General features: G+C 71.7%; 17 protein-coding genes and 1 pseudogene. 7 read left to right on the plus strand and 11 right to left on the minus strand.

Annotated features, from left to right (window positions below; genetic code table 11):
- Window positions 1-42: 42 nt before the first annotated feature.
- Window positions 43-870, minus strand: a complete 828-nt coding sequence (locus ABD296_RS03150) for an alpha/beta fold hydrolase (protein ID WP_344261178.1) — start codon at window positions 868-870, stop codon at window positions 43-45.
- A 71-nt stretch (window positions 871-941) separates the two neighbouring features.
- Here ABD296_RS03150 and ABD296_RS03155 point away from each other — a divergent pair, with 71 nt between their 5' ends.
- A complete protein-coding gene (locus ABD296_RS03155; RefSeq protein ID WP_344261180.1) occupies window positions 942-1,895 on the plus strand; it encodes a helix-turn-helix domain-containing protein in 954 nt (317 codons plus the stop codon).
- Here ABD296_RS03155 and ABD296_RS03160 read toward each other — a convergent pair.
- The 3 genes from ABD296_RS03160 to ABD296_RS03170 form a co-directional block, all read right to left on the minus strand.
- Entirely contained in the window at window positions 1,892-2,542 is a 651-nt protein-coding gene (locus tag ABD296_RS03160) for a class I SAM-dependent methyltransferase (RefSeq protein WP_344261182.1), read from the minus strand. The two genes, ABD296_RS03155 and ABD296_RS03160, sit on opposite strands and share 4 nt — an antisense overlap.
- Before the next feature lie 138 nt (window positions 2,543-2,680).
- A complete protein-coding gene (locus tag ABD296_RS03165; protein WP_344261184.1) occupies window positions 2,681-3,733 on the minus strand; it encodes an alpha/beta fold hydrolase in 1,053 nt (350 codons plus the stop codon).
- A 174-nt stretch (window positions 3,734-3,907) separates the two neighbouring features.
- Window positions 3,908-4,468, minus strand: a complete 561-nt coding sequence (locus tag ABD296_RS03170) for a TetR/AcrR family transcriptional regulator (protein WP_344261186.1) — start codon at window positions 4,466-4,468, stop codon at window positions 3,908-3,910.
- Between the two features lie 37 nt (window positions 4,469-4,505).
- Between ABD296_RS03170 and ABD296_RS03175 the strand changes: the two genes are divergently transcribed.
- Window positions 4,506-5,546, plus strand: coding sequence for an epoxide hydrolase family protein (locus ABD296_RS03175; protein ID WP_344261188.1), 1,041 nt, complete (start codon window positions 4,506-4,508; stop codon window positions 5,544-5,546).
- Between the two features lie 102 nt (window positions 5,547-5,648).
- Here the strand turns inward: ABD296_RS03175 and ABD296_RS50475 are convergent.
- Window positions 5,649-5,903 (minus strand): annotated as a pseudogene (locus tag ABD296_RS50475) (hypothetical protein); the annotation flags it as partial.
- Between the two features lie 282 nt (window positions 5,904-6,185).
- Here ABD296_RS50475 and ABD296_RS03180 point away from each other — a divergent pair.
- A complete protein-coding gene (locus ABD296_RS03180; protein ID WP_344261190.1) occupies window positions 6,186-7,088 on the plus strand; it encodes a helix-turn-helix domain-containing protein in 903 nt (300 codons plus the stop codon).
- Here ABD296_RS03180 and ABD296_RS03185 read toward each other — a convergent pair.
- Window positions 7,066-7,713, minus strand: a complete 648-nt coding sequence (locus ABD296_RS03185; protein WP_344261192.1) for a response regulator transcription factor — start codon at window positions 7,711-7,713, stop codon at window positions 7,066-7,068. The two genes, ABD296_RS03180 and ABD296_RS03185, sit on opposite strands and share 23 nt — an antisense overlap.
- Window positions 7,701-9,734, minus strand: a complete 2,034-nt coding sequence (locus ABD296_RS03190; RefSeq protein ID WP_344261194.1) for a sensor histidine kinase — start codon at window positions 9,732-9,734, stop codon at window positions 7,701-7,703. Before ABD296_RS03190 ends, ABD296_RS03185 begins: the two co-directional genes overlap by 13 nt.
- A gap of 131 nt (window positions 9,735-9,865) precedes the next feature.
- On the opposite strand from ABD296_RS03190, the gene ABD296_RS03195 reads away from it, so the two are divergent.
- Window positions 9,866-10,525 (plus strand): hypothetical protein, encoded by a 660-nt coding sequence (locus ABD296_RS03195; RefSeq protein WP_344261196.1) that lies wholly within the window; start codon window positions 9,866-9,868, stop codon window positions 10,523-10,525.
- Window positions 10,526-10,639: 114 nt separating this feature from the next.
- Here the strand turns inward: ABD296_RS03195 and ABD296_RS03200 are convergent, their stop codons facing one another.
- The 4 genes from ABD296_RS03200 to acuI are packed head-to-tail and all read right to left on the minus strand — an operon-like array spanning window position 10,640 to window position 15,622.
- Complete coding sequence (locus ABD296_RS03200; RefSeq protein WP_344261198.1) at window positions 10,640-11,665, minus strand: LLM class flavin-dependent oxidoreductase; 1,026 nt, start codon at window positions 11,663-11,665, stop codon at window positions 10,640-10,642.
- Window positions 11,666-11,668: 3 nt separating this feature from the next.
- A complete protein-coding gene (locus ABD296_RS03205) occupies window positions 11,669-13,381 on the minus strand; it encodes a class I adenylate-forming enzyme family protein (RefSeq protein ID WP_344261200.1) in 1,713 nt (570 codons plus the stop codon).
- A gap of 20 nt (window positions 13,382-13,401) precedes the next feature.
- Window positions 13,402-14,589, minus strand: coding sequence for a MaoC family dehydratase (locus ABD296_RS03210; RefSeq protein ID WP_344261202.1), 1,188 nt, complete (start codon window positions 14,587-14,589; stop codon window positions 13,402-13,404).
- Between the two features lie 49 nt (window positions 14,590-14,638).
- Window positions 14,639-15,622 (minus strand): acrylyl-CoA reductase (NADPH), encoded by a 984-nt coding sequence (gene acuI, locus ABD296_RS03215; protein WP_344261204.1) that lies wholly within the window; start codon window positions 15,620-15,622, stop codon window positions 14,639-14,641.
- 236 nt (window positions 15,623-15,858) lie between these two features.
- On the opposite strand from acuI, the gene ABD296_RS03220 reads away from it, so the two are divergent.
- The 3 genes from ABD296_RS03220 to ABD296_RS03230 all read left to right on the plus strand — a co-directional run bounded on the left by ABD296_RS03220 (window position 15,859) and on the right by ABD296_RS03230 (window position 19,810).
- Window positions 15,859-17,475, plus strand: coding sequence for an SMP-30/gluconolactonase/LRE family protein (locus ABD296_RS03220; protein WP_344261206.1), 1,617 nt, complete (start codon window positions 15,859-15,861; stop codon window positions 17,473-17,475).
- A gap of 8 nt (window positions 17,476-17,483) precedes the next feature.
- The gene (locus ABD296_RS03225; RefSeq protein ID WP_344261208.1) at window positions 17,484-18,329 is read left to right on the plus strand and encodes an SDR family NAD(P)-dependent oxidoreductase; all 846 of its coding nucleotides are present in this window, start codon (window positions 17,484-17,486) and stop codon (window positions 18,327-18,329) included.
- Window positions 18,330-18,433: 104 nt separating this feature from the next.
- Window positions 18,434-19,810, plus strand: coding sequence for an aromatic ring-hydroxylating oxygenase subunit alpha (locus ABD296_RS03230; RefSeq protein WP_344261210.1), 1,377 nt, complete (start codon window positions 18,434-18,436; stop codon window positions 19,808-19,810).
- Window positions 19,811-19,862 lie beyond the last annotated feature (52 nt).

Raw genomic sequence — 19,862 nt, forward strand, 5'->3', positions numbered from 1 at the left:
CGCCCCGAGCGTCCACCAAGACGCCTGTTTGGCCTGCTGCCTCTACGCCGTGAAGAAATCGATGAGGGCGCGGGCGATCTGGTCAGGGGCGTTCTCGGTCGGGATGTGGTCCGCGTCAGGGATACGTATGAGCGTGGTCTGCGGGATCTCTGAGGCGAACTTCTCGGCGTACTCCACTTTCTCGAAGCCGTCGTCCTCGCCCCAGATCAGCAACTTGGGCTTTGTCGACCGCTGTAGCGCGGGAACCAGTTCAAGGGTGTAGCGGCTGTCGGCTGCGCCTGCCATGGCCAGCCAGGAGCGGCGGACCCGCGGATCGGTCCACGGGTCCACATAGTCGGCGATCCGCTCTTCGGTGGCGGCACCGGCCAACGCCGCCGTCACGGCCTGCCGGCGGGCGGCGAGAACCTCGTCGGCGGTGGCCGCCGCGCCCCGGAACCGGGCCACATGGGGTGCCGGCCAGGAGTCGTAGAGGACCGAGTTCACCAAGGCCAGCCGGGGCACGTCCAGCCGATCGTGGACGAGCAGATGCTGCGCGACGGCGCCGCCGATGTCATGGCCCGCCACGGCGATCGGCCCGGAAAGCTCCAGCGCGGACGCGAATCGCGCCACCCACTCCGCAAGAGCCGGGACCGTGGCCGTCTCCGGGGTGAGTTCGCCTCCGGAGCGCCCGAGTCCGGGGAGATCGACCGCAAGGGGCCGCAGCCCCGCCTCGGCGAGGCGGCCCAGCACAGGCAGCCACACCCGGCTCCAATACGTTCCGTGCAGCAGAAGCACGACCGGGCCGTCCTGTCCTGCGGTCAGGTAGCTGGCCGTTTCGCCGTCGACCTGAACCGCGGTCCTCCGCACGCCCGTCTCAGTGGTTTCGCTCATGGGACCACGGTGCCCCGGTGCCCGCGTCGCAGCCGAGAGTCCAGAAAGACATCTATGGGTATGTTTCTGCCATGGACCGTCATCGGGTGGTGGCCCTGCTCAGCCCGCCCCAGTCACCCTTCGAACTCGCCTGCGCCGCCGAGGTCTTCGGCACCGTCCCGCCGGACGCGCCGACCCACTACGACTTCCGGATCTGTGCGGAAAGCCCCGGCCCCCTGCAGACAACCGCCGGCTACCCGATCCTCGTCGACGCGGACCTGACGGCCTTGCAGGAGGCGGACACCGTGGTCGTCCCCGGCTGGCAGCCGCCTGGCAGACCGGTGCCGCCGGCCGTCACGGAGGCGCTGCGGGCCGCCCACCGGCGCGGGACGAGGATCGTCTCCATCTGCACGGGGGCGTTCGTCCTCGCCCACGCCGGACTGCTCGACGGCCGCCGTGCCACCACCCACTGGCGCCGCACCGCCCAGCTCGCCGCCGCCTTCCCCGAGGTGCAGGTAGACCCGGACGTGCTGTACGTGGACCACGGCGACGTGGCGACCAGTGCCGGATCAGGTGCGGGCATCGACCTGTGCCTGCACCTGGTACGCCGCGACCACGGCGCGGCATACGCCGCCCGGATCGCCCGGAACATGGTGCTGCCGCCGCACCGGGAGGGCAGCCAGCTGCAGTACGTCGCCCAGCCCGTCCCGGCCAAGGCGGACGGGTCGTTGGCGCCACTGCTGGAGTGGGCCGCCTCCCAGCTCGACAGCCGACTGACCGTCGCCCGGCTCGCCGAACGCGCCGGGCTGTCGAGCCGCACCCTCGCCCGGCAGTTCACCCGGCAGCTCGGCGTCAGCCCGGGACAGTGGCTGCTCGGCCAGCGCCTCGACGCGGCACGGGTACTGCTGGAACAGACCGACCTTCCGGTGGAGGCCATCGCCACCCGGGTCGGCCTCGCCTCGGCGGTCAACCTACGCCGCCGCTTCCGGGCGCGCCTCGGCACCACCCCCGGCGCCTACCGCCGGACGTTCAGCGAAGTCTCCTAGCGGACGGCGAGGCCGGCGATCTGGGTCCGGACCGGGACGAAGCTGGAACGGAACTGGAATTCGGTGATCTTCACCGAGACGAATCCGGCCGCGTGGATGGCGGCCGCGGTGTCGCGGTCGGTGTGGCAGCCCTCGAAGGCCCACTGCCACGGCCGGCGTACCAGCCGCTGGATGCGCCGGACGGTGCCGTGCGGCGCGGCGACGTGCTCGATGAACGCCAACCGGCCGCCGGGCCGCAGAATCCGGTGGATCTCCCGGAGCACCTGGGCCGGGTCTTGGACGGTGCAGAGCACCCAGGTGCAGATCACGGTGTCCACACTCGCGTCGTCCAGGTCGATCGCCTCGCCCGGCACCGAATGGATGGTCAGGTCGATGCCGTGGACGGCGGCCGTACGCTCCAAGCGCCGATGGAAGTACGGGTTGGGTTCAATGGCGTGCACGGTCGTCTTCGGCGGCAGGAAGCGCAGATTCGGGCCGTTGCCGGCGCCGATCTCGGCGACGACGCCGCCGGTGCGGGGAAAGATCTCCCGCTTGTGGCCGGCGAGCCGCTGGTTGATGTAACCGGCCATGAGCGCGAAGAACACCGAGTTCAGGCGCCCGCGTACCGGGTTGGGGCTCGGTGCCGGCAACGTAGTGGTGTCGGACATGTGCCGCTCCTCGTTAAGGATGCCGCCAATAGGAAGGTCGACCGTACTGGCGATGGGTTGTGGTCTCTGAAGGATCCGGCGGCGCACGGCGTCCTGTCAGGCGGGGAATTACGCCAGGCTCTACCTGTGTCCGCTACCTCAACGGTCGCGCCGGGCCCACCAGGCGGCGATCTGGGTGCGGGAGCGGACGTCGAGCCGTTGGCGGATCCGTTCGACGTGGCCTTCGGCGGAGCGTTCCTTGATGCCCAGGCGCCGGCCGATCTGGCGGTTGCTCAGCCCGTCCGCGACCAGGGCCGCGACTTGGAGCTGCCGGGGAGTGAGCACATCGTCCGTGGACGGCGGGCCGTGCCGCTCCGGCGGGCCCGCGTTCTCGCCCAGGTACTCCAGGACGGCGCGGACCACCGAAGCGGAGTCGCCGGCCCAGGCGAAGTGGCTGCGGCCGGGGAGCGTGACCAGTTGCGCGCCGGGGATCCGCGCGGCCAGGTCACGCCCGAGCCGGTACGGGATCGCCCGGTCGCCGCGTCGGTGCAGCACCAGCGTCGGTGTCACGACCCTGTCCAGCTGGTCCTCCACGCACGCCTCGTAGCACTGCTCCAGCAGCTCGCAGGCGAACTCCGCGGTGGCCGTGCCCTGCTGCAACCGGGCGAAATGCGCCTTGGCGTCGGCGGCGGCGTCGGCCATGAAGATGTCGGCCAGCACGTCCGAGCCGAGCCCCCAGTGCGCGCGCACCAGGCCGAGCACGGCCTCCCGGACCTGCGGGGAGGCGACCTGACGGCCGTCGGCGTAGCCGCCGTAGACGATCAGGCGTCCGACGCGCTCGGGATACCGTGCGGCGAAGGCCAGCGACGCCGCCGCGGCCGTCGAGATGCCCAGCAGGTCGAAACGCTCCTGCCGCAGATGGTCGGCGACCGTCTGCAGCACTTGCACGTTGGTGTCCACCGTCTGGCGGCATGGCCACGCATCGGACAGTCCGCAGCCGGGCTTGTCGTACAGCACGACCGTTCGGTGCGCGGCGAGGGGAAGCAAGAACGCGCGGACGGCCGGGTCCTGCCACAACAATTCCAAATGGCTGATCCAGCCCGGAGGAACGATCAGCAGGGGCCCGTTGCCGACCGTGCCGTACGCGATCCGCACCCCGCCCTCGGCGGCGCAGAAACGGATCTCGAAGCGCGGCTCACGACCGCCGTCCACCACTCAGGCCCCCACGCCGTCCTCGGTCCGGGTGACTCGTGGTCACCTTATCGGGGAGGCCGGTGAGCTTTTCGATGCGGAGCACCGTCTCGTCCGCCGTTGGCGATGGCGATGAAGGCGGCGGGGTCGGGCTTGACGGCACCGAGCTCGGTCGGCGCGAGGACGGTCCGGGCATCAGCCGTCGGCGAGGCGTTGGATGGTGGTGCTCAGCCAGGCCTGGAGATCGGCGGGGTCGCCGAGTTCGGAGCGCAGGACCCGGCGGCGGGTCGAGACGCCGAGCACGAAGGCGTCGATCGCCGCGGCCCGGCTGCGGGCCTCCGAGTCGTCCAGGCCGCTGTCGCGCAGGTAGTGGTGCAGCGGCTCCAGCGAGTTCGTGTCGAGGAAGGCGGCCAGCGCCTCCGCCGCCTCCGGGCGTTCGCCGGACGCGCGTTGCAGCACGAGCAGCGGGTCCTCTCCGGGGGCACCGAACCAGCGTCGGACGATGCTCGCCGCGAGGCGCGAGCCCAACGCGGAGCGGTCGCCGTCGAAGGAGTCGGAGACCGGGATCTCCACGCGGGTCGCCGCCAGGAAGAGACCGTCCTTGCCGCCGAAGTAGCGCGTGATGAGGTTGGGCGACACCCCCGCCGCGTCGGCGACGCCTTTGACCGTGATCGCCGTGTACCCGTGCTGGGCGAACTGGCGTTTCGCGTGCTCCAGGATCCGCCGCCGGGTGGCGGCCGCGTTGCGCGACGTCATGTGTACGAGCATACACATTATGTGTACGCTGATGCACATGGATGACGAGATGCGGGAACGGCTCCGGCGGACGCGGCGCGTCACGACCCCGTGGAGTGACGACGGGACGCGCGGCATCGGCGCCGCCCGCCTCGACGAACTGCTAGAACGCTGGGCGGACGGGTACGACTGGGGCGTGCACGAGCGCCGTATCGGCGAGTTCCCTTGGGTGACTGTGCAGGCAGGTGACACGAACCTGCGCATGATCCACCAGCGGTCCGCGGACCCCGGCGCCCCGGTCGTCGTGCTGCTGCACGGCTGGCCGGACTCGGTGCTGCGGTTCGAGCGCGTCCTGCCCTTGCTCGCGGACATGCACGTGGTGGTTCCCGCGCTGCCCGGCTTCCCCTTCGCGGCCCCGCTCACCACGCCCGGTATGTCGGCCAACCGGATCGCCGGGATTGTCGCGGAAGCCCTGCATGGGCTCGGTTACTCGCGGTACACGGTGTCCGGCGGCGACGTGGGCGGCACCGTCGCGGAACTCCTCGCGGCCGAACACCCGGAGCGGGTGGCCTCCCTGCACCTTACGAACGTGGCCCCGCAGCGTGCGCTCGCGGCGGACCCGGCGAAGCTCGCGCCGGACGCGGCGGCCTACCTCGGCCGGACGGCGCAGTGGTTCCGGGCCGAGGGCGGGTACATCGCGGAGCAGTCGACGCGTCCCAACACGCTCGCCGTCGCCCTCGGCGACTCGCCCGCCGGCCTCGCGGCGTGGATCGTCGAGAAGCTGGAGTCCTGGTCCGACGAGTCGGCCTTCACTACGGACGAACTTCTCACCTGGGTCAACGCCTACTGGGCCACCGGTACGATCGGCACCTCCTTCGCCACCTATGCCGAACCGGTCGCCCTCCCCGACCGGATCGACACGCCCACCGTGCTCTCCGTCTTTCCGCGCGACATCAAACCGGAGCCGCGAAGCTACGCCGAGGCGTTCCTGAACATTCGCGATTATGTGGAACACCGCGCCGGTGGCCACTTCGCAGCCTGGGAACAGCCCGAGGCTTACGCGGGCGACGTACGCCGTGCGGTAGAACTGGGCGGCTGAAGCTTCCTCGACCACCTCGACGAGCCGGTCGACCGACGGGACTTCGAGATCGTCGAAGCGCAGCGGCCGGCCGTCGCGGTGGGCGCGGACGGTACCGAGGGCCAGGTCGGCGAACTGGGCGGTGACCGTGTCGAGGCCGAGCACGCCGCCGGCCTTGTACCACTGGGTCACCAGCGTGGTCGAGCGCATCAGCGCGATCCGCGCCAGTGACACCGACCCGAAGGTGAAGACGCCCTCCGCCTCCCCGCGGGTCAGGACGCCGGTCCACAGCCGGTTCGTGTGCACGCGCTGGCCGCTGATCGCCGGATGGTCGGACCAGTCGCGCGCATGCAGTTCCTGCTGCAGCAACTGGCCCATCTGCGGATGCTTGACGGGATGATGATGTGGACGCCGATGAGGGCGGCGAGCTGTTCCTCCGGACGGTCGACGATGGCGCAGGCGTTCTCCAGCGCCGCCTGTGACAGCCGGACGTTGGCGGGTGCGTCGTCCGCGGCCCGTCGGCGCTCCCGCTCATCCCGGCCTCCTCGATGCGCCATCCCGGACATCGATCGATCGATCGGTCAATACCCGGATCGAAAACCGTATCCCGGTAACGGCAGGGCCACCCTCACCGTCCGCTGTGCCGGGATACTTGACGGCATGGGCGATGGACTCGGAGGCTTCCTGAAGTCACGGCGGGCGCGCGTGGCACCGGAGAGCGTTGGGCTGCCCGGCGGCACGCGCCGCCGCGTACCGGGGTTGCGGCGCGAGGAACTGGCCCAGCTCGCCGGGATAAGCGTGGAGTACTACCAGCGCCTGGAGCAGGGCCGCTCGCATCGGCCGTCGCCGGAAGTGCTCAACGCGCTCGCGCGGGCGCTCTCGCTCGACGAAGTCGAACGGGCACATATGGAGACCCTCGCCAACCCGCCCCTCAACGGTTCTCCCGGGCGCGGCACCACCGCGGAACCGGCCGGGAACGGGGTGCGACCCGAACTGGAACGGCTCCTCGCGCTGATGGACCGCGTCCCGGCCATGGTCATCAACGACCGCTTCGACGTGCTGGCCGCCAACCTGCTCGCCGTCCGCCTGTTCGGCGACGTGCTGGCCGGCCGCGCCTCCGGGGGAGGGCGCAACCTCGCCCGCTACCTCTTCCTCGATCCCGCCGCCCGCGACTTCTACGTCGCCTGGGACGAGATCGCCGCGGTCACGGCGGCTCAGCTGAGGCTCGTGTCGGCGCGCCATCCGGGCGACCGCGACCTGGCCGGCCTGATCGGCGAGCTCCGCGAGGGCAGCGCCGAGTTCCAGGGACTCTGGGCGGCCGGTGACGTGGAGTTGCGGACGTCCGGTGTGAAGGACCTCCGCCACCCGGCGCTCGGCGTCCTCACGTTCAGCTACGAGAACTTCGAGATGCTCGGTGATCCGCGCTGCCGCATGGTCACGCTGACCCCGGTTCCGGACGGCGCGAGCGAGGTCGCGCTCCAGCTGCTGTCCAGCTGGGCGGCCGGACCGGCGGCGACGGCGTCCCCGGGTGGGGAACAGGTCATTGCGCCTGGAGCCAGGTGAGGACGGCCAGGACCCGCCGGTTGTCGTCGGGCGCGGGCTCCAGGCCCAGTTTGGTGAAGATGGCGTTGACGTGGGTTTCGACGGTCTTGCGGCCGAGGTAGAGGCCGCCGGCGATGGCGGAGTTGGAGCGGCCCTCTGCCATGAGGGACAGGACCTGGCGCTCCCGGTCGGTGAGGCGGTGGAGCGGGGTCGTCTCGGCCGGGGCGGCGATGAGGGCGGCGACGACGTCCGGGTCGAGGACGGAGCCGCCGCGGGAGATGCGCCGGATCGCGTCCAGGAAGTCGTCGACCTCGGTGACGCGGTCCTTGAGCAGGTAGCCGAGTCCGGCGCCGCCGGCGCGGAACAGGTCGAGGGCGCGTCCGGCGTGCACCCATTGGGACAGCAGCAGGATCCCGAGGGAGGGGTGGGTCCGGCGCAGCCGCGCGGCGGCCTGGAGGCCCTCGTCGGTGTGGGTGGGCGGCATGCGGATGTCGATGACGGCCACGTCGGGGTCGTGGCGGTCCACCTCGGCCAGGAGGGCATCGGCGGTGCCCACGCCGGCCGTGACGGTGAGGCCCTCGCGCCGGAGCAGCTGGGCGATCCCCTCGCGGAGCAGGACGCTGTCGTCGGCGATCACGATGCGCATGGCAGCTCCGCGCACAGCCGGGTGCCGCCGCCGGGCGGGCTGTCCATGACGAAGCGGACGCCGACGGCGGCGACCGGGTCCAGGTCCCCTTGCAGGCCGCCGCCGGGGGTGAGGCGCGCACCGCCGCCGCCCGCGTCGCTGACCTCGATCCGGACGGTCGCCGCGGCGCGTCGGACGCGGACCGCCAACGCCGCGCCGTCGGCGTGCTTGGCCGCGTTGGTCATGCCCTCGCAGGCGAAGAACCAGGCGGTGGCCTCGACGGTCGGCGGCAGCCGGTCGGAGGTGACGTCCAGGGCGACGGGCACCGGCATGCGGGCGGCGGCGGCGCGCAGCGCGACGGCCAGGCCCTCGTCGGTCAGGACGGGCGGCAGGATGCCGCGGGTGAGCTCGCGGAGCTCGTCGACGGTCGCGCGCAGTTCCGCGACCGCGCCGGACAGGACCGCGGCGGCCCGGCGGTCGCCGAGGTCGCGCTCCGCCATCCGCAGCCGCAGCGCCAGCGCGACCAGCCGCTGCTGCGCGCCGTCGTGCAGGTCGCGTTCGATGCGGCGCCGGTTGACGTCGTCGGCCTCGATGATCCGGGTGCGCGAGGCGGCGACCTCGGCCAGCCGGACGGCGGCGCGGGCGTGCAGCGCGGCGTTCTCCAGCGGAAGGGCGGCGGCCGACAGCGCGGCCTCCACGAGGCGGGGTTCATCGGCCAGGCGGCCGTCGAGGTCGACGACGGCGACGGGGGCGCCGCCGGCTCGGACCTCGCGGCGCAGCCGCGCTTCCCGTGGCGGTCCCGGCTCGGCGGGGGAGCCGTCGAGGTCGATCGTCTGGGAACCGTCGAGGTAGACCACGGTGGCGGTGGGGTCGTCGAGAGCGTCGCGGAGGGCGGCCACGAGATCGTCGGGCGACGCCTCGCTCGACCGCAGCCGCCGGGTGAAGTCCTCCACGGCCCGCACCGCCAGCCAGGTACGGCGGTCGAAACGCCGGTCGACCACGCCGCGGACGAGCCGCAGCAACGGACGGAACGCGCCGGCGACCGCGAGGGTCGCCGCGGCCACCGCCGCCCCGGTGCCGAGGCCCAGCGCCCCGGCCAGCGTGCCCAGTCCGATCGCGGTCCCGGCGTACAGGCCGACCAGCAGCACGGTGATCGTGGTGTAGGTGATGGTCTGGCGGACCAGGCGTTCCACGTCGAACAGCCGGTGGCGGCGCATCGCGACCGTCACGGCGGCCAGCAGCGGGACGGGCGCCACCAGAGAGGTGGCGTTCTCGGCGCCGTCCGCCCCGAGCCCGGCCAGCAGCGCCGTCGCGGCGATCAGCAGGGCCGTCATCGCCAGGCCCCACAGGCCGAGCAGGATCTGGGCGCGTTCGGCGCCTCTGGCGCGGCGCAGCCGAACCGCGACCGCCACCACCCCCAGCAGCATGGACACCGCGGCGAACGCCTCGCTGACGCCGATCACCCGCAGCGCGCCGTCGAGTTCGGCGGGGACGGCGATGGGCACCGGGCCGTTGTCGGCGACGATGCCGGGCAGCCGGTGCGGCCACAGCGCGACCGCGACCGCCACCGCACCGGCGAGCCAGCCAGCCAGGTAGCACGCGAACACCGGACGCCACCGCGGCGACGGCAGCCGGCCGTCGGGGAACAGGAACTGGAACAGCGGCAGCGACCCGCCCGCCAGCGTCCCGATGATCTCGGCGACGGCGGCCGCCGTGCCGACCCGCGGCGTGGTGACTCCGGCCCGCACCTGCCCGGCCGCCCAGCTGTAGCAGAGGCTGAAGGCCACCAGCAGCACCCCGCCCGCGAGGAAGCCCCAGGCGCAGCGGTTCGCCGGACGGCGGTCGAGGATCACCGCCCCGAGCGCGCACGCGCCGGACCCGCTAAAGATCCCTACAAGCGACGTCGGATCCCAGGATCGGGCGAGCACGGGCCCGAGCAGTCCCGACAGCGCCCCGAGCGTCCCGATCACCCAGCCGGCCGCGCGCAGCGCGTCACGGCCCGCCGAGCCCTCCGGCGCCGCGAGACCGTCCTCTGTGGCCACCCCTGGATGGTCCCTTCCGCCCGAGGGCCGGGCAAGAGGGCGGACCCTGCCGTCCCGTCAGGGAAAACCCGGAGCGGGAACGAGGGCGGCCACCCATGACCCGCCGTCCCGGCGCACCGCATCGTCGAGGCATGAACACTCTCTCGGCCACCACCGCCGGCACCGCACCCCGCACCGGACGCCCGATGGGATCGCTGCTCGCCGCCATCAGCCTCGTCCTCGGCCCCGCCCTCATCGCGCTGGCCCTGGCCACCCTGCCCGACCTCTGGAACGGCGCCCTGCCCGACCACCACGTCATCGACACCCGGCACGGCCAGGCGATGCTGTCGTTCAACCTGGCCGCCGCGTCGTTCCCGTTCATGTTCGGCTCGGCCGCGGCGCTCGCCGTCGCGGCCCGCCGCTCCCGGCGCCTCGCCGGGACGGGGCTGGCCTGCTCGTTCCTCGGCCTCACGGCCATGCTCGCCAACGCGATGCTGAGCATGCCGCTGGTCCTGATGAACGGCATCGCCGACCAGGGCGGGCTCGACCGGCTCGCCACCCGGCTCGACAGCCCGCCGCTGGCACCGCTGGCCCTGTTCCCGCTGTACTTCGCCGGCGCGATCCTCCTCGCCGTCGCGCTGTGGCGCTCCGGCGCCGTGTCCGGATGGGCCGCGATCGCCATCGGCGTGGGCGGCATGTTCCCCGTGGCCATGGTCACCGGCGTCGGCGCCCTGGCCCTTCCGATCGCCGCCGTCCGCATCGCGGGCTCCGTCCCGCTCATCAAGCGCCTCCTGACGACCCGGGACGTCTGAACCCGTCGCAGGCCCGAACGACCCAGCGCGCCCCGGCACGCCTCCATGCGAGCCGGGGCGTCACCTCGCGGCGACACGGCCCCGTCTGCGACGGCGAGCCCGTCAGATGCGCGTCTACGTGCTCCGGAAGGCGGGGATGACCTCGCGGCCGAAGCGGCGGATGCAGTCCAGTTCCTGCTCGTGGCCCGGTCCCGAAGCCATCCGGAAGGACATGATCAGGTACTCGGGATCGATCGCCTCCTGGAAGGCGCGGATGGAGGCGACGCAGTCGTCGGGGTTGCCGACGATCAGGCGATCGATCCGGTGGCGGTCGAAATGGAAGTCCGCTTCGCCGGCGACGTCCTGGAGGAAGGGTTCGCGTTCGGCCACCCAGCGGGGGACCTTTTCGAAATAGAACCAGTGATCGGCGCGGATGTGCGGCCACCAGGTGCGCTCGACCTCGTCCAGCGAATCGGCCACCCAGCCGTCGCGCAGGAGGTGGACGCCGAGCTTGTCGGACGTGCCGTACTCCCGCCCGGCGGCGCGGTACGTATCGGCCCAGTCCTTCATGACGCCGATGTTGTGCAGGGGATCGGTCGGCCACGGGCAGCCGAAGCGCGCCGCCCGGCGCACGCCGGGCTCCGACATCGCGCCGAGCCACAATTGCGCCCCCACCGGCAGAGGCGTGATGCGGCCCTGGACGTCGAAGTGCTTGCCGTGGAAGTCGAGTTCCTCGCCGGCCCACAGGCGCTGCACGATCTCGATGCATTCCTCGAAGCGCGACACCTGGAAGCGCGGGTCGATCCCGTACAGCTCGAACTCGGAGGGGAAATTGCCGAGCCCGCAGCCCAGCCGGAGCCGTCCGTTGGCGATGACGTCGGTCATCGCCGCGTGCTCGGCGACGTGGACCGGATGCTCGAACGGCAGCAGATGGATCGTCGTGCCGATCTCGACGCGCTCGGTGATCGCCGCCAGCGCTCCCAGCGCCGCCCACGGGGAGGGCGGATACCCGTCGGGCATCATGTGGTGCTCAGGAATGAAGAGCCCGTCGAAGCCCGCCTCTTCAGCGACCCTGGCGGCGGCGAGGACCTCCTGCCAGCGTCCGACGATGTTCGCCGCGTCGGGCGGGTCCTGCGGACGGAACAGGATGCCGAACTTCAAGGGTCAACCTCCTACTCGTTCGGCGGCCATTGCGCGGAGATCGCTGGACTTGATCTTGGCGCTGCCGGTGAGGGCGATTTCATCCTGATGGAAGAAAAGGATATGGCGCGGGACCTTGTAGCTCGCGAGCCGTTCCCGGAGAAATGCGCGGATCTCCTCGGCCGTCAGGGAAGTACCGTCATGGGGCACGATGCAGGTGACCACGATCTCGCCGAGGGTCTCGTGCGGTACGCCGACGGTCTGCGCCAGCTTGACGGCGGGATGGGCGGCCGCGGCCTCGTCCACCTCGCGCGGTGAGACGTTCGCGCCGCCGGTCTTGATGATGTCGGTGAGCCGGCCCTCCCAGAAGAGGCGGTCGGTGCCGTCCAGGTAGCCGCCGTCGCCGGTGTGGAAGAACCCCTCGGCGTCGAGGGTCTCGTCCAGCGGGGCGCCGAGGTAGCCGAGCATCAGGGTGGGGCCCTTGACGCAGATCTCGCCGCGCTCGCCGCGCGGCACGACGGTGCCGGTGAGCGGATCCACGATCTTCAACGTCACGCCGGGCAGCGGCTTGCCGCTGCTGCCGGCGTGCACCTCCGGTGGGGTGTCGGCCTGGTAGCCGGTGCTGATGGTGAAGGTCTCGGTGTTGCCGTAGGCGCGGCCGGGTTCGTGCCACTTGGGAGCGGTGACGGTGGGGTGCCGTGCGATCGGGGTGGCCGCGTCCGCGAAACGCATACTTCTCAGATCCACGTCGGCCCAGTTGGGGGCCGCTTCCAGTTGCGCCCATTGGTGGGGCCAGGCGAACGGGAAGTTCACCCGCTCCGCCTCCATGAGGTCGAGGGCCTCGGCGGGGGAGAAGGTGGGCTGCAGGACGAGCGCGCCGCCGGCGGCGAGGGTCGTGCCCAGCGCCATGGCGAAGTTGCCGGACCAGAAGTAGCCGTTGGCGGTCCAGCCGCGGATGTCGTCCTCCGGCTCGAACCGGTACATGCGCCGGAAGCGCCACATCTGGATGCAGACGCCGCGGTGCGCGCTCAGGATGCCCTTCGGCTTGCTCGTGGAGCCCGACGAGAAGAACAGCACCGCGGTGTCGCTGGGACGTGTCGTTCCGGCGCCGGCTTCGACGGGTTCGCGCGGCTCCCGCAGGCCGCAGGCCAGGAACGCGTCCCAGGTGTCGATCGTCTCGTCCGGCGCGGCGTCGCCGACCATGGCCAGGTGGCGCAGGTACGGGTAGCGCGTCGACCGCAGCGTGCCCGGCTCCGCCTTGCCGATCTCCGGTTCGAGTTCGGTGAGGACGGCGGCGAAGTCGGTCTTCAGCACGGTGCGCTCGAAGAGCAGCACCGAGACGCACGAGACCTGGAGCAGGTGATCGAGTTCGGGAGGCGTGGAGAAGGTGCTGAGCGTGACGGCGACCCCGCCGGCGAGCGATACGCCGAAGACGGCCGCGACCCATTCGGGGCGGTTCGTCATCAGGACGCCGACGCGCCCGTCCTTGCCCAGGCCGCACGCGCGCAGCGCGCGGGCGACCTCCATCGCGCGTTCCCAGAGGTCGGCATAGGTCCAGCGCGTGGCTTCGCCGCCGGGCGCGCGCAGGACGAGCGCCTCGCGCGCGCCGTACCGCTCCGTCACCTCACGCAGGAAGCCGGGGAGGGTGAGCGGGCCGAGCCCCGGTTCCTCGCTCAGCGGCGGGCCCGCCGCGATCGAGAGGGATCGCGCGGATTCGGTGTTCGCCGTGGCGTTCATCGCCTGCCTTCCGGGCCGCGCTAGAACGGCAGCTCGAGTTCGGCCGTGCAGCTGACCAGCACACCGCCGTCCTGATTGGTGAGGCGCAGCTTCACCTGGACGAGCGGCACGCCCCATTCCGACTCGGTCCGCTTGCCGACGACCTCGGCGTCGAAATACGTGACGTCGCCTTCGAACGCGGGCCCGCGGAAATCCGCCTTGGAATGGCGGACCATGCCGTCATTGCCGGCCCAGTAGGCGAGATAGTCGGTGCACCATGCGCCCATCGTGGCGCCGTAGCCGTAGGCGCGCGCCATGCCGACCTCGCTCGCCCGATCGGCGTCGATATGGCCGCGCGACGGGCCCATGTACAGCCCGTCCCGCTTGCGCGGGTCGATCTTGGCGTCCTCCTCGTCGAAGCGGAAGTCCTCGCTCCAGCCCGGGTCCTGGTAGACCCAGGGGTCCTCGACGCCGGGAGGCGCGACCCAGTGGAAGGTGCCCCAGATGTTGAAGAGGAAGGCCCGGTACTCGGTGGTGAAGGACGCGATGCTGTGCGGGCCGATGACGCGGCGCGGCAGCCGGTCGCCGACCTCGACCTCCTCGAAGCGGGGTGAGACGCCCATCCGGTTCGATTCGAGCCAGGCTCGGCGCACCTTGTCGATCTGGGCGAGTTCGTCGGCCGTCCACCGCTTGATCTCGCCGAGCTGGTTCTCGTACATGCCGCGTTTGCGCGCCTCCTCGTAGAGGTAGCGGATCGCGGTCGACCGTTCGCGCGCCACGAGGGTGCCGTCCTGGTTGGTGTGGACGGTGTCCCCCCGCGAGAACATCGTGGGCCCGGCGAACGTGGTCTCGGTCACCTTGTAGTCGTGGAAGCGCCGTTCCTGGAATAGCTTGTCGCCGGGGCGGACCCGGCAGCCGTAGAACCACCATTCCTCGCCGCCGAAGATGAGGTGGCTGTCCGGGATGTGCCCCACGCACGCGGGGGCCGCGCCGTGCCCGTAGTCCAGGGCCACCGCAATGGACTGCGGAGCGACGATGCCGCCGAACGCGGACGCGCGGGCGAACTCCTCGTCCCAGTGCAGGGGGTTGGGGTAGTCCATCGCCATCACCCAGCGGCGGATGTCGGAGGAACTGCACGGGTCCCACAGCTGGCCCCCGCCCACCGGAAGGCCTACGCGGTGGTCGACGTCGGACAGGTCGAGTGCCGGCGTGCCGGGCTCTGTGCTCACTGGTGCTCCCGAGGGGTAGGCCGGGGTCGGTGAATCGGGGATGGCAGTGTCAGCGGTTGACGTCCACGACGAGGCGGCCGCGGACCCGTCCTTCGAGGAGCCGATCGGACGCGGTGATCGCGTCCGCCAGAGCGATCTCTTGGGCGATCGCGTCGATCGCTCCCGGGTCCAGGTCGCGGGAGAGGCGCTCCCAGGCGGCCGCGCGCGGTGCGGCCGGCGCCATGACGCTGTCGACGCCGATGAGCGACACGCCGCGCAGGATGAACGGCGCGACCGTGGCGGGAAAGTCCATGCCCTGGGCCAGGCCGCAGGCGACGACCGTGCCGCCGTAACGGGTCTGCGCGCACGCGTTCGCCAGCGTGCGGCTGCCGACGGAGTCGATGACGCCGGCCCAGCGCTCCTTCTGCAGCGGCTTGCCTGCTTCGGCCAGGTCGGCGCGGTCCAGAACGCCGGTGGCGCCGAGCCGCTGGAGGTAGCCGCTTTCCGACGCCGTCCCGGTCGCGGCGGCGACGCCGAAGCCGGCCTTGCTCAGCAGGGCGATCGCGACGCTGCCGACGCCGCCGGTCGCTCCGGTGACGAGGACCTCGCCCTGGTCGGGGCGCACGCCATGGTCCACGAGGGCGTTCACGCACAGGCTCGCCGTGTAGCCCGCCGTACCGATGGCCATGGCCTGCCGGGGCGTGAAGTTCGCGGGCAGCGGGACGAGCCAGTCCCCGTTGAGGCGGGCGCGCTGGGCCAGGCCGCCCCAATGGTTCTCGCCCACACCCCAGCCGTTGAGGACCACGGGGTCGCCAGCCTTCCAGTCGCCATGGGCGCTCTCGGTGACGACCCCCGCCAGATCGATGCCGGGGACCATCGGGAACCTGCGCACCACGGGCGACCGGCCGGTGATCGCCAGGGCGTCCTTGTAGTTCAGCGTCGAGTAGGCGACCTCGACGGTGACGTCGCCGTCGGGTAGCCCGGCCTCGTCCAGGGTGGTGAGCGCGGCCGCATGGCCCGCCTCGCCCTTCTCGATGAGAATCGCCGAAAACACTGGTGACCCGCCCTTCCTCGTCCCGCCGGCTCCGAGGGCGCCGCAGCGGGAATGGCCGCGCCTGCCACGGACCGGCCCGGCCCGCATCGTAGGCATCACCTCGTCATCATTACAAGGATTGCAAGACTATTGCGTTCACCCTTCTTCGTCGTTAGATTCGCCACACACGAGAGTCCGGTTCTCGTACTGCGATAAGGCGTGATCCTCGCGTCGCGGCTGCTGGAGGTCGGGTCAGCATGGTGGGTTCAGAGGCGCGGTACACCGGCGCGGCCCCGGTCGGCCTCGCCCAGGGGTGGAGCCTGGACAGGCTCACGCCGCCGAGCCGCCTGTTCGGCGCCAACGGCCTGCGCACCGGCCCGGACGGCCGCGTGTACGTGGCGCAGGTGGCCGGCAGCCAGATCAGCGCGCTCGACGTCGACACCGGCGAGCTGGAGACCGTCAGCGCCCAGGGCGGCGACGTCGTCGCGCCCGACGACGTCGACTTCGGCCCGCTGGGCGACCTCTACATCACCGAGTACTACGACGGGCGCGTGAGCGCACGGGGCGCCGACGGCACCACGCGGGTCGTGCGGGACGACCTGCCGGGCGCGAACGGCATCACCTTCCACCAGGGCCGGCTGTTCGTGAACGAGTGCCGGATCGGCGGGCGCCTGATGGAACTCGACCTGGACGGCGGCGCGCCGCGGGTGCTGCTGGAGAACCTGCCCATGCCCAACGCCATGGAGGTCGGGCCGGACGGCAAGCTGTACTACCCGACGCTGGGCGGCAACGACATCTGGCGGATCGACCCGGACGGCGGCGAACCCGAGCGTGTGGCGGGGGACCTGGGCGTTCCGGACGCGGTGAAGTTCGACTCCCAGGGCCGCATCGTCTCGACCCAGGTGGGCAGCGGGGAGGTCCTCCGGATCGATCCCCGCAGCGGCGAGCGCACCGTCCTGGCCACCATCGCACCCGGCCTGGACAACCTGACCTTCGTGGGGGACCGCCTGTTCGTCTCCGGCTTCACCGGGCAGATCACGGAGATCCTCGGCGGCGGCCGGACCCGCGCGGTGCTGCCGGAGGGGCTGACCTGGCCGCTGGACCTCACCGTCGATGGCGACGGAGTCCTGTACGTCGCCGACGGGACCTACTTCCACAGGTACTCGCCCGGCAGCGGCCTCCAAGTGCTGGGAATGCTCTTCAGTCCGGGCTGGCCGGGTTACATCCGCGGGGTGACCGCCGTCGGAGGTGGCGCGTTCGTCGTCACCACCTCCAACGGCCAGATCGCGCGGTGGACGCCCGCGAGGGGCGAGCACCGGGTGCTGGCCGGGGAGACCGAGCCGTTCGACCGGCTCTACGGTGTGGCGGTCGCGCCCGGCGGCGACGTGGTGGCCGCCGAGTTGGGCACCGGCCGCGTGGTGTCGGTGCGGGGCGGCGAGGTGACGACCCTGGCCGCGGGGCTGGACCGGCCCATGGGTGTGGCGTTCGGCCCCGACGGTACCTGCCTGGTCTCCGAGTCCGGCGCCGGACGCGTGGTCTCGGCTGCCGGCTCCGGCGTCGAGACCGTGGTGGACGGGCTGGACACGCCGCAGGGCATCGCGGTCCGCGGCGGGACCCTCTTCATCCTCGACGCGGGCGCGAAGGCGCTGATCAGTGTCGACCTCCACAGCAGGACCCCGATCACGATCGCGCGCGACCTGCCGGTCGGCCCGCCGCCGGGAGTCGATCCCAAACCGCTGAAGGGCCTGCCGCCGTTCAGCGGACCCCAGGGCCTGTTCGCGGGCCTCACCGCCGGGCCGGACGGCACCCTCTACGTCTCCGCCGATGCCGACGGCAGCGTCCTGGCACTGCGCAAGCTCGACAGGGAAGGGTGAGCCCCGCCATGCAGCACGATCTCCTCGGGTTGGACGGACGCGTCGTCATCGTCGCCGGCGCGGGCGGCGGCGGCATCGGCACCGCGGTGGCGGCCATGGTGGCCCGCGCCGGGGCGACCGTGATCGCGGTGAGCAGGCGGCAGGAGAACCTCGACGAGCACATCGGGCCCCTGCTGGCGGAGGGTCTGCCCGTCGTGCCGGTCGCGGCCGACGTGTCCGCCGACGACGGCGTCGCGGCCGTGATGGAGCAGGCCGCCAAGGCCGGCGGCGACCTGCACGGCCTGGTCAACATCGCCGGTGGCGCCGCGCCCGCGACCTGGATGCCGGCGACGCGCGTCACCAGGGACGACTGGCGGGCCCTTTTCCACCAGAACCTGGAGACGATGTTCTTCATGAGCCAGGCGGTCGCCGCCGAACTGAAGGGGCAGGGCCGTCCGGGCTCGATCGTGTCGCTGTCGTCGATCAGCGGCATGAACACCGCGCCGTTCCACATCGCCTACGGCACGGCCAAGGCCGCGCTGGTGGCGGCGACCCGCACGATGGCCGTCGAACTCGCCCTGGACGGCATCCGGGTGAACGCCGTCGCGCCCGGCGTGACCGAGACCCCGGCCTCGGGCACCTACGTCGACCAGGACGAGGAGCGCGACCGCCGCGCCATCGCCATGGGGCGTCGCGGCCGTCCGCAGGAGCAGGCGGGGGCGATCCTGTTCCTGCTGTCGGACCTGTCGTCTTACATCACGGGGCAGACGCTGCTGGTCGACGGCGGCCTCAACCTCAAATGGACCCATCTGGGCGCCGACAACACGTCCCTCTTCCTCAAGGACGAAGGCTTCCGCGCCGCCATCACGCACTAGCCGCCTTCACGCACCGACCGCTATCACGCACCGACCGCACGCCGTTCGCCTCGGCCACCTGCCCGATCTCCCCGACGCATACCCGACGCGGGTTGGAGAAAGTCATGAGCGAGACCCTCGACAACGTCCCGGAAACCGCCCCGGCCGAGCCCCTGTCGGAGCCCATGACGATCGGCGTGGAGGCGTACGTCTCCGAGGAGTACGCCCGCGCCGAGGGGGACCGGTTGTGGAGCAGGGTGTGGCAGCAGGCCGCCCGGGTCGAGGAGCTGCCCGAGGTCGGCGACTGGCTCACCTACGACATCGCCGACGACTCGATCATCGTGGTGCGCACCGCCCGGGACCGGTTCCGCGCCTACCACAACGTCTGCTCGCACCGCGGCCGGCGGCTCGTCGACACCCCGCCCGGCGCGCACGACGCCCGCGGCCACGGCCGCCAGTTCGTCTGCGGCTTCCACGGCTGGCGGTACGGCATCGACGGCGACTGCACCCACGTCCCCGAGCGCGAGGACTGGCCGTGCGGGCTGACCGACGAGCGGATCGCCCTGAAGCGGGTCGAGGTCGACACCTGGGGCGGCTGGATCTGGATCAACATGGATCCGGACTGCGAGCCCCTGGGTGACTACCTCGAACCCGCGGCGTCCCTGCTCGACCCCTTCCACCTGGAGGACATGCGCTACCGGTGGCGGCGCTGGCTGGTCTTCGACTGCAACTGGAAGGTCGCCTTCGAGGCGTTCATGGAGACCTATCACGTCCCCTACACCCACCCCGAGTTCATGAAGTTCGGCGGGTTCCTCGGCTGGGCGAGGTCGCACGGCAGGCACAGCAACATCGGCTACGACGCCCCCAAGAACATGGACGAGAACCAGGCCAAGCTGCGGCTCGGCACCGGCGACGACCCTCGCGTGTCGACGGCCGAGCTGCAGGACTTCACCTGGGAGAACGCCAACACCAACACCACCTGGACGCTGGTCGAGGCGGCGCAGGAGCTGGTGAAGGACCTGCCCGCGGAGACCCCGGCCCACGAGGTGCTCGCGCACTGGCTGGCCACCGCGCGGAAGAGGGACGCCGAGCGCGGCGTGGTCTGGCCGACCGTCCCGCCGGAGATCACCGCGAGGTCCGGGACCGCGTGGCAGATCTTCCCCAACTTCCAGATCGGGCACGCGCCGAACAACATGCTCTGCTACCGGTTCCGTCCGTACGGGCACGACCCCGACAAGTGCGTCTTCGAGGCCGCCGTCTACGAGCTGTTCCCGCCCGGCGAGGAGCCGGAGACCGAGTGGATCCATACGCCGCAGGACGACCCGGGCTGGCGCACCGTCCTGCCGCAGGACTTCTCCAACATGGCGGCGGTCCAGCAGGGCATGAAGTCGCGCGGCTTCTCCGGGCCCAAGCCCAACCCGTACCGCGAACGCAGTGTGGTGAACCTCCACCACAACCTGGCCGAGTACATGGGCACCGGCGCACCGCGCGGCCTCGCCTGAACACGGCCCCCCATCGACGTGACGGCGGACGACCCGGAGTCACCGCCCCCGA

Source organism: Actinomadura napierensis, from assembly GCF_039529375.1.
GTDB classification, from domain to species: Bacteria; Actinomycetota; Actinomycetes; order Streptosporangiales; family Streptosporangiaceae; genus Spirillospora; species Spirillospora napierensis.

Excerpts from the sequence above, each read along its gene's own strand:
- ABD296_RS03155 (WP_344261180.1), top strand. The coding sequence starts at position 942 with ATGGACCGTCATCGGGTGGTGGCCCTGCTCAGCCCGCCCCAGTCACCC.
- ABD296_RS03180 (WP_344261190.1), top strand. The coding sequence starts at position 6,186 with ATGGGCGATGGACTCGGAGGCTTCCTGAAGTCACGGCGGGCGCGCGTG.
- ABD296_RS03205 (WP_344261200.1), bottom strand. The coding sequence starts at position 13,381 with ATGAACGCCACGGCGAACACCGAATCCGCGCGATCCCTCTCGATCGCG.
- ABD296_RS03195 (WP_344261196.1), top strand. The coding sequence starts at position 9,866 with ATGAACACTCTCTCGGCCACCACCGCCGGCACCGCACCCCGCACCGGA.
- ABD296_RS03150 (WP_344261178.1), bottom strand. The coding sequence starts at position 870 with ATGAGCGAAACCACTGAGACGGGCGTGCGGAGGACCGCGGTTCAGGTC.
- ABD296_RS03230 (WP_344261210.1), top strand. The coding sequence starts at position 18,434 with ATGAGCGAGACCCTCGACAACGTCCCGGAAACCGCCCCGGCCGAGCCC.
- ABD296_RS03170 (WP_344261186.1), bottom strand. The coding sequence starts at position 4,468 with ATGACGTCGCGCAACGCGGCCGCCACCCGGCGGCGGATCCTGGAGCAC.
- ABD296_RS03220 (WP_344261206.1), top strand. The coding sequence starts at position 15,859 with ATGGTGGGTTCAGAGGCGCGGTACACCGGCGCGGCCCCGGTCGGCCTC.
- ABD296_RS03160 (WP_344261182.1), bottom strand. The coding sequence starts at position 2,542 with ATGTCCGACACCACTACGTTGCCGGCACCGAGCCCCAACCCGGTACGC.
- ABD296_RS03225 (WP_344261208.1), top strand. The coding sequence starts at position 17,484 with ATGCAGCACGATCTCCTCGGGTTGGACGGACGCGTCGTCATCGTCGCC.
- ABD296_RS03175 (WP_344261188.1), top strand. The coding sequence starts at position 4,506 with ATGGATGACGAGATGCGGGAACGGCTCCGGCGGACGCGGCGCGTCACG.
- ABD296_RS03185 (WP_344261192.1), bottom strand. The coding sequence starts at position 7,713 with ATGCGCATCGTGATCGCCGACGACAGCGTCCTGCTCCGCGAGGGGATC.